Origin of the sequence: Dactylosporangium sp. NPDC051485 (assembly GCF_040682015.1) — a bacterium.
Classification (GTDB): domain Bacteria; phylum Actinomycetota; class Actinomycetes; order Mycobacteriales; family Micromonosporaceae; genus Dactylosporangium.
Genome location: NZ_JBFAZW010000025.1, coordinates 86,182 through 98,430, shown reverse-complemented (window position 1 = coordinate 98,430; position 12,249 = coordinate 86,182). Strand labels below are relative to the sequence as shown.

14 protein-coding genes are annotated in these 12,249 nt (G+C 71.9%); 7 read left to right on the top strand and 7 right to left on the bottom strand.

The window, feature by feature from the left end:
- Positions 1–148 precede the first annotated feature (148 nt).
- The 4 genes from AB0M46_RS17215 to AB0M46_RS17200 form a co-directional block, all read right to left on the bottom strand.
- Positions 149–919, bottom strand: coding sequence for a maleylpyruvate isomerase family mycothiol-dependent enzyme (locus AB0M46_RS17215; protein WP_363336958.1), 771 nt, complete (start codon positions 917–919; stop codon positions 149–151).
- Positions 920–987: 68 nt separating this feature from the next.
- Entirely contained in the window at positions 988–1,488 is a 501-nt protein-coding gene (locus AB0M46_RS17210) for a DUF456 domain-containing protein (protein WP_363336956.1), read from the bottom strand.
- 35 nt (positions 1,489–1,523) lie between these two features.
- The gene (locus AB0M46_RS17205) at positions 1,524–2,507 is read right to left on the bottom strand and encodes an alpha/beta hydrolase (protein ID WP_363336954.1); all 984 of its coding nucleotides are present in this window, start codon (positions 2,505–2,507) and stop codon (positions 1,524–1,526) included.
- A gap of 55 nt (positions 2,508–2,562) precedes the next feature.
- Positions 2,563–2,967 carry a hypothetical protein gene (locus AB0M46_RS17200; RefSeq protein WP_363336952.1) on the bottom strand — a complete coding sequence of 135 codons (405 nt, stop codon included), beginning with the start codon at positions 2,965–2,967 and terminating at the stop codon, positions 2,563–2,565.
- A gap of 123 nt (positions 2,968–3,090) precedes the next feature.
- Here AB0M46_RS17200 and AB0M46_RS17195 point away from each other — a divergent pair, with 123 nt between their 5' ends.
- The 3 genes from AB0M46_RS17195 to AB0M46_RS17185 are packed head-to-tail and all read left to right on the top strand — an operon-like array spanning position 3,091 to position 4,708.
- On the top strand, positions 3,091–3,447 hold the full coding sequence (locus AB0M46_RS17195) for a DoxX family protein (RefSeq protein WP_363336950.1): 357 nt from the start codon (positions 3,091–3,093) through the stop codon (positions 3,445–3,447).
- A 16-nt stretch (positions 3,448–3,463) separates the two neighbouring features.
- Positions 3,464–3,997 carry a MarR family winged helix-turn-helix transcriptional regulator gene (locus AB0M46_RS17190; protein WP_363336948.1) on the top strand — a complete coding sequence of 178 codons (534 nt, stop codon included), beginning with the start codon at positions 3,464–3,466 and terminating at the stop codon, positions 3,995–3,997.
- A gap of 9 nt (positions 3,998–4,006) precedes the next feature.
- Positions 4,007–4,708 carry an SDR family NAD(P)-dependent oxidoreductase gene (locus AB0M46_RS17185; protein ID WP_363336946.1) on the top strand — a complete coding sequence of 234 codons (702 nt, stop codon included), beginning with the start codon at positions 4,007–4,009 and terminating at the stop codon, positions 4,706–4,708.
- 10 nt (positions 4,709–4,718) lie between these two features.
- Here the strand turns inward: AB0M46_RS17185 and AB0M46_RS17180 are convergent, their stop codons facing one another.
- On the bottom strand, positions 4,719–5,531 hold the full coding sequence (locus tag AB0M46_RS17180; protein WP_363336944.1) for an alpha/beta fold hydrolase: 813 nt from the start codon (positions 5,529–5,531) through the stop codon (positions 4,719–4,721).
- A gap of 106 nt (positions 5,532–5,637) precedes the next feature.
- Between AB0M46_RS17180 and AB0M46_RS17175 the strand changes: the two genes are divergently transcribed.
- On the top strand, positions 5,638–7,143 hold the full coding sequence (locus tag AB0M46_RS17175) for an aldehyde dehydrogenase family protein (protein ID WP_363336942.1): 1,506 nt from the start codon (positions 5,638–5,640) through the stop codon (positions 7,141–7,143).
- Between the two features lie 18 nt (positions 7,144–7,161).
- Here the strand turns inward: AB0M46_RS17175 and nucS are convergent, their stop codons facing one another.
- On the bottom strand, positions 7,162–7,821 hold the full coding sequence (gene nucS / locus AB0M46_RS17170) for an endonuclease NucS (protein ID WP_363336940.1): 660 nt from the start codon (positions 7,819–7,821) through the stop codon (positions 7,162–7,164).
- A 50-nt stretch (positions 7,822–7,871) separates the two neighbouring features.
- On the opposite strand from nucS, the gene AB0M46_RS17165 reads away from it, so the two are divergent.
- A complete protein-coding gene (locus AB0M46_RS17165; RefSeq protein WP_363336939.1) occupies positions 7,872–8,501 on the top strand; it encodes a DUF4126 domain-containing protein in 630 nt (209 codons plus the stop codon).
- Here the strand turns inward: AB0M46_RS17165 and AB0M46_RS17160 are convergent.
- Positions 8,498–10,477, bottom strand: coding sequence for a protein meaA (locus AB0M46_RS17160; RefSeq protein ID WP_363336937.1), 1,980 nt, complete (start codon positions 10,475–10,477; stop codon positions 8,498–8,500). The two genes, AB0M46_RS17165 and AB0M46_RS17160, sit on opposite strands and share 4 nt — an antisense overlap.
- A gap of 69 nt (positions 10,478–10,546) precedes the next feature.
- Here AB0M46_RS17160 and AB0M46_RS17155 point away from each other — a divergent pair, with 69 nt between their 5' ends.
- Entirely contained in the window at positions 10,547–11,389 is an 843-nt protein-coding gene (locus tag AB0M46_RS17155) for an ABC transporter ATP-binding protein (RefSeq protein ID WP_363336935.1), read from the top strand.
- Positions 11,386–12,171 (top strand): ABC transporter permease, encoded by a 786-nt coding sequence (locus AB0M46_RS17150; RefSeq protein ID WP_363336933.1) that lies wholly within the window; start codon positions 11,386–11,388, stop codon positions 12,169–12,171. The genes AB0M46_RS17155 and AB0M46_RS17150 overlap by 4 nt, the downstream gene beginning before the upstream one ends.
- The last annotated feature ends 78 nt before the right edge of the window (positions 12,172–12,249 follow it).

Sequence of the window (12,249 nt, the reverse complement as noted above, 5' to 3'; positions counted from 1 at the left end):
ATCGGTGGGTCAATGCTCGTGTAAGTGGCGTCACCGAGGCGACCCGCCGGTGCATGCGACGGCGAATGGTGGCGATCACCGCGGCTGTCCGCTGGTCACGTGGCCCGCTCGTGCCGCTGGGCGGGGACGGCCTCGTCGGCGCGCGGGGTCACGTCCAGCGGATCGTGGCTCGCTCGCGCCACTGGGCGAGGACGGCCTCGTCGCCCTCGACGTGCAGGTCGGTGGTGGCGCGGCGGTTCCACAGGGCGAGGTAGAGCTCGCCGGCCGGGCCGCGCAGGGTGCAGTCGGTCGGGCCGGTGACGCCCCGGGTGATTGCGGCGCCCGTGGGGGCCATGGTGACCGTCCACGAGTGCGGGCCCTCGGCGCGGGCGCCGTCGGTGATGTGGACCGCCAGGCTGCACGGGGCCTCGCAGCGCAGGCGGCCTCCGCGCGCACCGTAGAAGCCCATGAGCAGCTCGTCGATGCCGTCGATGCCGAGGTCGGCGTCGACGCCGGCGATGTCGCCGATCGCGCCCTGCAGGTCGGCGCGGTGCACCGTGGTCTCGTGGGCCTGGCGGCGGGCCCAGAAGGCGAGCGGGGAGCCGGCCGGCAGGAAATACCAGCAGGCGAGGTCGGGGGCGGCGGCCCGCAGCACGTCGACCAGGTCGGTGTGGCCGGACTGGAACCAGGCGACCAGGTCCCGGTCGCCCGGCATCGGGCCGACCGCGTCGGCCTCCTCCTCGTCGGACAGGACCGCGGTGCGCCGGTCGCGGACATAGGTGGCCGCCCAGCGGTGCACGTAGCCGACGTGCTGCACCAGCTCGCGGACCGTCCACTCCGGGCAGGTCGGGACCGCGGCGTCGAGGCCGGCCTTCGCCGCGGCGTCGACGAGATCCAGGCCGGCCCGCTCCAGGGCGTCGATGTGGCGACCGATCTCCATGCGGTCACTCTGCCAGAGGGGTACGACAATTTTGGCCGGCAACCGGATCGACGGGTCAACGGCAGGGGTCAGCCGAGCCAGACCCCGGCGAGCCAGATCACCGTGATGAGCAGGGCGGTGCCTAGCTCGATGAGGGTGGACACGCCGGCCGCCTTGAGCGCGTGCAGGGTGGCCTGCCACGCCCTGCCCCCGTTGCGGCGGCGGGCCAGCTCGACCAGGAACACGCCCAGCACGAAGCCGAGCACCAGGCCCACCACCGGAACGACGAAGAAGCCGACGATCCCGCACAGCCCGCCGAGCAGCAGGGTGAGGTTGGAGACCCCGGCGCGCTTGAGGTTGCGGCCGGGGACCAGATACTTCGCCACGAGCCCCAGCGCCAGCACCACGGTCGCCGCGATGCCGACCGCCCAGCCGGTCGCGCCATGGCCGCCGAACGCGGCCCAGACGGCGACGCCGGCCCAGCACAGCACCAGGCCGGGCAGCATCGGGACGAGCACGCCGAGCAGGCCGGCCACCACGGCGACCGTGGCGATCAGCGAGACCAGGCCGCCGCTGTCGGTCGGATGCACCTCGACCACTGTGCCCCATCACGGGGCCGGGCGCATCAGGAGCCGGCAACCTCCCGCAGCACCGCGGCGAAGTCCTCTGGGCGCTCGATGTGCGGGCTGTGGCCGACGCCCTCGTAGACCACCTCGCGGGAGGTGCCGCCCTGCTCGACGTACCGCTGCAGCACCGCCCTGGTCTGTCCGACCATCGGCTGGGGCGGGCAGGCCTCCTCGCCCGGCCAGCCCGGGACCAGGCCGAGCTTGCCCAGCTGGGCCAGGTCGAACAGCGAGGCATCGGAGACGATCGCGTCCTGGTCGCCGCGGATCCAGACGATCGGCGGCTTGACCGGCAGCTCGGTGATGCCCGACAGGTTCAGCCAGCGCGGGGAGATGGTGTTGAGCACGCCGCGGGTGCCGGGGGCGGTGCCGGGCCAGTTCTCGCTCGCGGTGCCGTCGCCGGGGTACTGGCCGTCGGCGACGACCGTGGACAGCATCGTGTCGAGCAGGAGCTCCTCGTCGTCGCCGAAGTCGAAGCCCGGGGCGGCGTAGAAGGCCCGCATGACGTTGCGCGGGCTGGCCTGCTCCTCGGTGCCGCGGTCCTTGGCGGCGAGCAGCCGCACGAAGTCGGGGTTGACCGCGCCGCCGCCGGAGCCGGCGAAGTCGGGGCTGGTCGGCGTGCCGTCCAGGTCGCGGGTGCCGCCGAAGCCGTACGGCGAGACCGGCGACTCCAGCACGAGCGCCTTGACCTTCTCGGGATGGTCGAGCAGCAGCTGCATCGCGACGCCGCCGCCCAGGGAGTGCCCCACGACCACGACCTGTCCCGATTGCTCGTACAGCTCGGACAGGATCGGGGCGATGTCGTCGGCGAAGTCGCGCACGCCGCGCGTGGCGTCGAGGGCGAGGGTGGGGCCGTCGCCGTACCCGCGCAGGTCCGGCGTGACCACCCGCCAGTCGGCGGGAAGATGACGCAGCAAAGGGGCCCAGAAGCCCGACGAGGAACAGTTGCCGTGGATGAGCAGTACCGGTGAAGTCGTGACGGACATCACCGCATGGTGGCACCGAGCGTGGGCCGGTCACATGTGGCCGGCCCACATACCTCTAGTGCAACACCGCCTCGTCGCGCCCATAGCGGGTGAGTGCCCAGATGACCGCCACATCGGCCGCGATGATCAGCATCGACCACAGCGGGTAATACGGCAGGAACACGAAGTTGGCCACCGCGCTCAGCGAGGCCAGCACGATTCCGAGCACCCTCCCCCACAGTTGCCCGGCCAGTACGGCACCCCCGCCGACCGCCACGACCACGCCGAGGGCGAGGTGGATCCACCCCCAGGTGACGACGCCGAAGCCGAAGAGGTAGTTGTCGGTCAGGACGTAGAAGGTCCGCTCGAAGATGGCGGTCAGGCCGACCACGGCCTGGAAGATGCCGATCACGATCATCATGCTGCCGCCGAAGACGGCGAAGCCGGTGACCCATCGGGACTGCCGCGGCAACGTCTCCATGGGCTCACGGTCTGCCGGGCCGGGGTGAACGCCCCTCACCCGGGCGTCAGGAAAGCAGGAGCTTGACGCTTCAAGTACGTGACCCTAGATTCACTTGAACCGTCAAGTATGAGAGGTACATCCATGAACATCGTGCTGTGGGTCCTGCAGATCCTCCTCGGCGCCGCGTTCCTCATGGCCGGTGTCATGAAGACGACTCAGCCCAAGGAGAAGCTCGCGGGCAACATGTCCTGGGTCAACCGCCGCTCGGCGGGGACCGTGAAGTTCATCGGCGCCACGGAGCTGCTCGGCGGCCTCGGGCTGATCCTGCCGTGGGCCACCGGCATCGCCCCGGTGCTGACCCCGCTGGCCGCCGTGGGCCTTGCGATCATCATGGTGCTGGCCATCGGCGACCACGTGCAGGCCAAGGAGTACAACGTGATCCTGGTCAACGTCATCATCGGCGCGCTCGCCGTGATCATCGCGGTCGGGCGATTCTAAAGGCACCATGGAGCACATGACCGACGAGCCACGATGGCTGGACGACGACGAGCGCCGCGCCTGGATGTCGCTGCTGGCCGTCGTGCTCGTGGGCTTCCCGCAACTGGAGCGCACCTTCCGCCCGCACGGCCTGGTCCACGTCGAGTACGGGCTGCTGGCCGCGCTGGGCAGCGCCGGCGAGGGGCTGCGCCTGTCCGACCTGGCCGGCCGGATGAACATGTCCCCGAGCCGGCTCAGTCACCGGATGCGCAAGCTGGTCGACCTCGGCTACGTCGAGATCACCGGCGACGCCTGCGACGGCCGGGTGAGCATCGCCCGGGTCACCGAGGCCGGCCGGGAGTTCGTCGAGTGGGCCGCCCCTGCCCACGTGGCCGACGTGCGCCGGCTGATCTTCGACCACCTCGACCCGGCCCAGACCGCGGCCCTGGCCGACGCGCTCGGCACGGTCGCGGAGAACCTCGGCGAATCCTGCCCCGGCTCCCCCGCCGCGCCGAAGGGACCATCCGTGCCCGGTGCCCGGCCCATGGGAATGCACGCCCGACAGGAATAGAGTGACCGCATGCGTGCCGTCGTGATCACCGGGGTATCCCGCGGCCTGGGCGCCGCCCTCTTCGACGTGTCCATTGCCCGTGGTGATCGGGTCCTGGCGATCGGCCGCCAGTTCTCAGCCGAACAGCAGCAGTTACGCGACGAGCGCCCCAGCGACGTCACGCTGTTCTCCACCGATCTCGCCGACGCCCACTGGCTGCCCGACTACGACACCGTGCGGTCGTTCCTGCGCGACGCCGACGAGGTGGTGCTGATCCACAACGCGGCCGTGGTCGAACCGATCGGCGCGGTGGGCCGGCTCACCACCGAGGCGATCACTCACGCGATCGCGGTCAACCTCACCGCGCCGGCCGTGCTGACCAACACGTTCCTGCGGGCCGCGCCCTCCGACGCCCGGGTGCGCCTGCTGTTCGTCTCATCGGGTGCGGCGCACCGGATCATCGACGGCTGGGCGCTGTACTGCACCACGAAGGCCGCTGGCGAGACCTTCTTCGAGGCCGTCGCCTCCCAGGTGCGCGACGATCCGCGCATCAGCGTGGCCAGCATCGACCCGGGCCAGATGGACACCGGGATGCAGCAGAACATCCGCCGGGCCGCGGGCTCCGGCGCCTTCTTCCCGGGCCAGCAGCGCTGGCTCGACGCGGCCGCCGAGGGCCGGCTGGTCGACCCGCTGGTCGTCGCCGAGCGCATCATCAAGGAGCACGCGTCATAGCCGAGACGCGCTAACCGAGGACTTCGCGGAGACGCCGCGCGAACGGCGCGGCGTCGCCGAAGCCGCCGTGCCCGCCTGGGAAGACCTCGGCCGCCTTCTCCAGCCGCGCCGCCAGCTCCAGCCCGGCCCGGTTCGGCGGCTCGCCCGTGCTGGCCGACCCGACCGCCGGCACCACGCGCACCGGGAGCGAGCGCAGCCCGTCGAGGTCGGGCACGTAGGCGGCGACCGGCGGGATCTCGGCGGCCACGAACGTCTCGAGGTTGCCGCCCATCCGGGCCGCGAACTCGGGCGACGGCGGGGCGCCCTGGGTGTTGTCGTCGCCGCGCATGCCCATGGCCGTGCCGAAGGTCTCCATCGCGGGGCCGACGCCGCCGTCGCGGTACGCCTCGGCCACCTCCCCCATCACGGCGCGCCAGTGCTCGAGGTCGGGCAGCAGCTCGAACACGGGCGGCTCGTGCGCGACCACGGTGCGCAGCATCTCCGGGTGGCGGGTGGCCAGCTCGAGCGCGATGGTCGCCCCGGAACTGTTGCCGAACACGTCGGCCGGCTCGTCCTCGGTCACGCCGACCGCGCCGAGGATGCGGTAGGCGTCGTCAGCCTGCTCCTCGACGATCAGCCGGGCCGGCGGCCCGGTGAGCGCGCTTCGCGAGTTGCCGCGCCGGTCGTAGGTGACCACGGTGCGCTCGGCGGCGAGGTGCTCGGCCAGGCCCGCGAAGCCCTCGGCGTCGTAGATGCCGCCGCAGATCAGCAGCAGGACGGGGCCGGAGCCGCGGACCTCGTAGTACAGGGTGGCGCCGGGGACGGACAGCTTCTCGGTCTGCACGGGATTCCTCCTCGGGATGGTGTACCCATCGGTCGGAACTGGACGCGGGCGCTCGACGACGAATCCTGGCCTACTCGTGAGTAATTTCCGGGTTTACACTCGCGCCATGACCGCCACGCGAACGCCCGGCGTCCCCGCCATCGACGAGGGCTCGCTGATCTCGACCAACCCCGCCACCGGCGAGGAGGTCGGCCGGTTCCCGGTCGCCTCCCCCGATTCTGTCACCGCGGCCGTGACCCGCGCGCGTGACACGGCCGCGTGGTGGGCCGGGCTCGGCTTCGACGGGCGCAGGCGCCGCCTGCTGGCGTTCCGCAGCGTGCTGACCAACCGCCTCGACGAGCTGGCCGCGCTCATGCACCGGGAGGGCGGCAAGCCACGGGCCGACGCGCTGGTCGAGGCGATCGCCGCGATCGACCACGTGGCCTGGGCCGCGCAGCACGCGCGCAAGGTGCTGGGCCGGCGGCGGGTGGGCAGCTCGATCCTGCTCAAGGAGCACGCGTCGTACCTGGAGTACCTGCCCTACGGGGTGATCGGCGTGATCGGGCCGTGGAACTACCCCATCCTCACCCCGATGGGCTCGATCGCCTACGCGCTGGCGGCGGGCAACGCGGTGGTGTTCAAGCCCAGCGAGTACACCCCGGCGGTCGGGCAGTGGTTCGTGGACCGCTTCGCCGAGGTCGTCCCCGAGCACCCGGTCCTGCAGATCGTGCACGGCCTCGGCGACGTGGGCGCCGCCCTGTGCCGCAGCGGCGTGGACAAGATCGCGTTCACCGGCTCGACCGCGACGGGCAAGAGGGTCATGGCGGCCGCCGCCGAGTCGCTCACCCCGGTCCTGCTGGAGTGCGGCGGCAAGGACGCGATGATCGTCGCCGCCGACGCCGACCTCGAAGCCGCCGCGGCCGCCTGCGTCTGGGGCGGCCTGACCAACGCCGGCCAGACCTGCGTGGGCATCGAGCGGGTGTACGTCGCCGACAAGGTCTTCGACGACTTCCTCAACCGCGTGGTGTCCCGGGCGGCCAAGCTCAGCGTCGGCGCCGAGGCCACCGACGACATCGGCCCGATCACCATGCCGTCGCAGATCGACATCATCCGCCGGCACATCGAGGACGCCCTGACCCGCGGCGGCCGGGCCGTGCTGGGCGGCGCCGAGGCGGTCCAGCCCCCGTTCGTCAGCCCGACCATCCTGGTCGACGTCCCGGAGGACTCGGCCGCGGTGCGGGAGGAGACCTTCGGCCCGACCCTGACCATCGCCCGGGTGCGCGACGCCGCGGAGGGCGTCCGCCTGGCCAACGCCACCGGCTACGGCCTGGGCGGCGCCATCTTCTCCCGCTCGCAGGGCCTGGACCTGGCCCGCCAGGTCCGCTCGGGCATGACCTCGATCAACTCGAGCCTGACCTTCGCCGGCATGCCGGCCCTGCCCTTCGGCGGCGTCGGCAACTCGGGCTTCGGCCGCATCCACGGCGCCGACGGCCTGCGCGAGTTCACCCGCCCGAAGGCGGTCGTGAAGCGCCGCGGCCCGACGATCCTGGCCGCGATGACCTTCGACCGCACCGAGAAGACGATGCAGCAGATCGTCCGCGTGGTGAAGCTCGTGCACGGACGCAGCAAGTAGAAACCCCCGCAAGGGCTCTCAGAAGAGCGTCAGCTCGTCGCGCTCGATGCCGCGCAGCGCGTTGTAGTCGAGGACCACGCAGCGGATGCCCCGGTCCTCGGCCAGCACGCGGGCCTGGGGCTTGATCTCCTGGGCGGCGAAGATGCCGGAGACGGGGGCCAGCAGCGGGTCGCGGCCGAGCAGCTCCAGGTAGCGGGTCAGCTGCTCGACGCCGTCGATCTCGCCGCGGCGCTTGATCTCGACGGCGACCGCGGCGCCGGCGCCGTCGCGGCACAGCAGGTCGACCGGGCCGATGGCGGTCATGTACTCGCGGCGGATCAGGGTGAAGCCCTCGCCCAGGGTCTGCGGGGCGGCGGCGAGCAGTTCCTGCAGGTGCGCCTCCACGCCGTCCTTGACCAGGCCCGGGTCGACGCCCAGCTCGTGCGACGTGTCGTGCAGGATCTCCTCGATCGTGATCCGCAGCTCCTCGCCGGACTTGTTGACCACGCGCCACTGGCCCTCGGCCTCTTCCAGGCGGCACGGCGGGCTCATCCAGTTCAGCGGCTTGTACGCCCGGTCGTCGGCGTGGATCGAGATCGAGCCGTCGGCCTTGACGAGCAGCAGGCGGGTCGCGGGCGGGAGGTGGGCCGTGAGCCGGCCGATGTAATCGACCGAGCACTTGGCGATGACGAGGCGCACGGCCGACAGCCTAACCTGTGCGACTGGCACCCCGATGTCATGCTGAGGGGGTGTTGGAGTCATTGACGGGCCTCGGGCTGGCCACATCGGCCGGGCTCAACGCCTATATCCCGCTGCTGGCGATCGGGGTGCTGGCGCGGTATACAGACCTCATCACCCTGCCGTCGAACTGGGCCTGGATGGACAACGGCTGGACGCTGACGATCGTCGCGGTCCTGCTGGCCATCGAGTTCGTCGCCGACAAGGTCCCGATGGTCGACCACGTCAACGACATCCTGCAGACCTTCGTCCGGCCGACCGCGGGCGGGCTCGCCTTCGGGGCCGCGTCCAGCTCGCAGACGGTGACGGTGAGCGATCCCGGGTCGTTCTTCAGCGGCCATCAGTGGGTGCCGATCGTGGCCGGCGGGCTGATATCGCTCGTGGTGCACGGCATGAAGGCGGCCACCCGGCCCGTGGTCAACGCCACCACGGTCGGCTTCGGCGCGCCGATCGTGAGCACGATCGAGGACGTCCTGAGCGTGGCACTGTCGTTGGTGGCGATCGTGCTGCCGGTCGTCGTGCTGCTGTTCCTGGTGCTGATCTTCCTGAGCTTCGGCTGGCTCATGCGCCGGCGCAAGCGGCGCAAGGACGAGAAGGCCGCGGCGCAGTGGGCCGCGGCCCAGGGCTGGAGACCGAGCTAACCGGCCAGGTGGTGCGCCTCGCGGACGACGGTGACCAGCTCGTTCACCACGTCGGTGATGGCGAAGTCCTTCGGCGTGAAGACGCGGGCCACGCCCGACTCGCGCAGGACGGCGGCATCGCCGGGCGGGATGATGCCGCCCACCACGACCGGCAGGTCGGCCAGGCCCTCGGCGCGCAGGCCCTCCAGCACCGACGCCACGGCGGCCAGGTGGGCACCGGAGAGCACCGAGAGCCCGACCAGGTCGACGTCCTCCTCCACGGCGGCCGCCACGATCTGCGCCGGGGTGAGCCGGATGCCCTGGTAGACGACCTCGAAGCCGGCGTCGCGGGCGCGCACGGCGATCTGCTCGGCGCCGTTGGAGTGCCCGTCCAGGCCGGGCTTGCCCACCAGCATCCGCAGCCGGCCGGTGCCGAGGTCGCCGGCGGTGCGCCGGACCCGCTCGCGGACCCGCTCCAGGTCGCCGGCCGCGGCCGGCACCGCGGCGGCCAGGCCGGTCGGCGCGCGGTACTCCCCGAACACCTCCCGCAGCGCCCCGGCCCACTCCCCCGTGGTCACGCCGGCCCGCACGCACTCCAGGGTCGCGGCCATGAGGTTGCCCGGGCCCTGGGCCGCCTCGCGCAGCGCGGCCAGCGCGCCGGCAACGTCGCCCCGCCCGGCCCGCCAGCGCCGGACCGACTCGACCGCGGCCTGCTCGACCGCCGGGTCGATCCGCTCGATCGCGGCGGCGCCGGCCGCCGTGAGCGGCGACGGCTCGGTCTCGGTGAACCTGTTCACGCCGACCACCACGTCGTCGCCGCGCTCCATCCGGGCCCGGCGCTCGGCCAGCGAGCCGACGAGGGCGCTCTTGAGGTAGCCGGACTCGACGGCGGCCACCACGCCGCCCATCTCCAGCACCCGCCCGAGCTCCTCGGTGGCGCCGGTCACGATGCCGTCGACCAGCTCGGTCATGACCTTCGAGCCCTCGAAGAGGTCCGGGTACTCCAGCAGGTCCGACTCGAACGCGAGCACCTGCTGCATGCGCAGCGACCACTGCTGGTCCCACGGCCGCGGCAGCCCGAGCGCCTCGTTCCAGGCCGGCAGCTGCACGGCCCGGGCCCGCGCGTCGCGCGACAGCGTCACGCCGAGCATCTCCAGCACGATGCGCTGCACGTTGTTCTCGGGCTGGGCCTCGGTGAGGCCGAGCGAGTTGACCTGCACCCCGTAGCGGAACCGGCGGGCCGCCGGGTCGCGCACGCCGTAGCGCTGCAGGGTGAGCCGGTCCCACATCGCCGTGAACGCGCGCATCTTCGCGGTCTCCTCGACGAAGCGCACCGAGGCGTTGACGAAGAAGGAGATCCGCGCCACCACGGCGGCGAACCGCCCGGGCGGCACCTGGCCCGAGTCGCGCACCGCGTCGAGCACGGCGATCGCGGTGGCCAGCGCGAACGCGACCTCCTGGACCGGCGTCGCGCCCGCCTCCTGCAGGTGGTACGAGCAGATGTTGACCGGGTTCCACTTCGGGCAGTTGGCCACGGTCCAGGCGATGGTGTCCGTGGTCAGGCGCAGCGACGGGCCGGGCGGGAAGATGTGGGTGCCCCGGGACAGGTACTCCTTGACGATGTCGTTCTGCGTGGTGCCGGCCAGCCGTTCCAGCGCCACGCCCTGCTCCTGGGCGCACGTGACGTACAACCCGAGCAGCCACATCGCCGTGGCGTTGATCGTCATCGAGGTGTTGGCCCGGTCGAGGTCGATGCCGTCGAACAGGGTGCGCATGTCCCCGAGGTGAGCCACCGGCACGCCGACCCGCCCGACCTCGCCCTTGGCCAGTTCGGCGTCCGGGTCGTAGCCGGTCTGCGTGGGCAGGTCGAAGGCGACCGACAGCCCCGTCTGGCCCTTGGCCAGGTTGCGGCGGAAGAGCGCGTTGGACGCGGCGGCCGACGAGTGGCCGGCGTAGGTGCGCATGACCCAGGGACGATCCCGCTCGGGAAGCCTCATGCGAAAACCCTACTGAACGGTAATTAGTGGTAGGCGGTGAAAGTTGTCACCGGTTCTATAGTGGGCGCCGTGACGGATGCGATCACGGTGCGCGGCCTCCACAAGGCGTACGGCAAGCATGTCGCCGTCGACGGCGTGGACCTCGACGTGCGCGCCGGCGAGATCTTTGCGCTCCTGGGACCCAACGGCGCCGGCAAGACGACCACGGTGGAGATCCTCGAGGGCTTCCGCAAGCGCTCGTCCGGCGAGGTCACGGTGCTCGGCATCGACCCGCAGGCGGCCGGCTCGGACTGGCGGTCCCGGGTCGGCGTGGTGCTGCAGAGCACCGGCGAGTTCGACGACCTGACCGCCCGCGAGGTGCTGCAGCACTTCGCCGCCTACTACCCGTCCGCGGCCGACCCCGTCGAGATCATCGCCCGGGTCGGCCTGGCCGAGCACCAGGACCGGCGCACCCGGCGCCTCTCCGGCGGCCAGAAGCGCCGCCTCGACGTGGCCCTGGGCATCATCGGCCGCCCCGAGCTGCTGTTCCTGGACGAGCCGACGACCGGGTTCGACCCCGAGGCCCGCCGCGAGTTCTGGGGCCTGATCCGCCAGCTCACCGCGGCCGGCACCACGATCCTGCTCACCACGCACTACCTGGAGGAGGCCGAGGCGCTGGCCGACCGGGTGGGGGTGCTGGCCGGCGGCCGGCTCATCGCCGTGGACACCCCCGACCGGCTCGGCGGGCGCGGCGAGGGCGAGGCCACCGTCTCCTGGCTCGGCCCCGACGGCCCGGCCAGTGAGCGCACGGCCGCCCCGACCGTGCTCGTGGCCCGCCTCGCCGAGCAGTTCGGCGGCGAGATCCCCGGCCTCACCGTGAGCCGGCCCAGCCTCGAGGATGTGTACCTGCGGATGATTGGCGCCGGCGCATGAACACCCTGCGGCTCGGACTCCTGCGCGGCGGCCTGGAGATCAAGCAGTTCCTGCGCAGCCGCGAGTCGGTGGTCTTCACCCTCGCCTTCCCGCTCATCCTGCTGGTCGTCTTCGGCTCCGTCTTCGGCGGCGAGATCGTGCCCGGGGTGACCTTCACGCAGTACTTCGCGGCCGGCATGATCGCCGCCGGCCTGCTCTCCACCGGCTTCCAGGCCCTGGCCATCCAGATCCCGATGGAGCGCGAGAAGGGCATCCTCAAGCGGCTGCGCGGCACCCCGATGCCCCGCGCGGCGTACTTCATCGGCAAGGTCGTCATGGTCCTGGCCATCGGCCTCGTGGAAACCGTGCTGCTGGTCACGGTGGCCGCGCTCTTCTTCGGCGTGAAACTACCCTCGGCCCCCGGCCGCTGGCTGACCTTCGGCTGGGTGGCGCTGCTGGGCATCGCCGCCTGCACGCTGTGCGGGATCGCCTTCTCGTCGCTGGCCCGCTCCGGCCGCAGCGGCCCGGCCGTGGTGACCCCGGTGGCCATCGTGCTGCAGTTCATCTCGGGCGTGTTCTTCCAGTACTCGGAACTGCCGTCATGGATGCGGGGGATCGCCTCGGTCTTCCCGCTGAAGTGGATGACCCAGGGCATGCGCTCGGTCTTCCTGCCGGACTCGTTCGCGCCCCAGGAGACCGCGCACGCCTGGCAGCACGGCACGATCGCGCTGGTCCTGGGCGGCTGGATCGCCCTCGCCCTGGTCCTGTGCCTGCTCACGTTCCGCTGGACCGACCGGGACTAGTTGCTTTTTTAGGACTCAGGTCCGCGCAACCAGGGGCCGTTGCTCCCGTCAGAGACCGGTCGGCCCTGGGGGGCCTCC

What these genes read in the sequence shown, in the direction of transcription:
- AB0M46_RS17215 (WP_363336958.1), bottom strand. Translation starts at nt 919, where the DNA reads ATGGAGATCGGTCGCCACATCGACGCCCTGGAGCGGGCCGGCCTGGAT.
- AB0M46_RS17205 (WP_363336954.1), bottom strand. Translation starts at nt 2,507, where the DNA reads ATGTCCGTCACGACTTCACCGGTACTGCTCATCCACGGCAACTGTTCC.
- AB0M46_RS17200 (WP_363336952.1), bottom strand. Translation starts at nt 2,967, where the DNA reads ATGGAGACGTTGCCGCGGCAGTCCCGATGGGTCACCGGCTTCGCCGTC.
- AB0M46_RS17195 (WP_363336950.1), top strand. Translation starts at nt 3,091, where the DNA reads ATGAACATCGTGCTGTGGGTCCTGCAGATCCTCCTCGGCGCCGCGTTC.
- AB0M46_RS17190 (WP_363336948.1), top strand. Translation starts at nt 3,464, where the DNA reads ATGACCGACGAGCCACGATGGCTGGACGACGACGAGCGCCGCGCCTGG.
- AB0M46_RS17185 (WP_363336946.1), top strand. Translation starts at nt 4,007, where the DNA reads ATGCGTGCCGTCGTGATCACCGGGGTATCCCGCGGCCTGGGCGCCGCC.
- AB0M46_RS17175 (WP_363336942.1), top strand. Translation starts at nt 5,638, where the DNA reads ATGACCGCCACGCGAACGCCCGGCGTCCCCGCCATCGACGAGGGCTCG.
- AB0M46_RS17160 (WP_363336937.1), bottom strand. Translation starts at nt 10,477, where the DNA reads ATGAGGCTTCCCGAGCGGGATCGTCCCTGGGTCATGCGCACCTACGCC.
- AB0M46_RS17150 (WP_363336933.1), top strand. Translation starts at nt 11,386, where the DNA reads ATGAACACCCTGCGGCTCGGACTCCTGCGCGGCGGCCTGGAGATCAAG.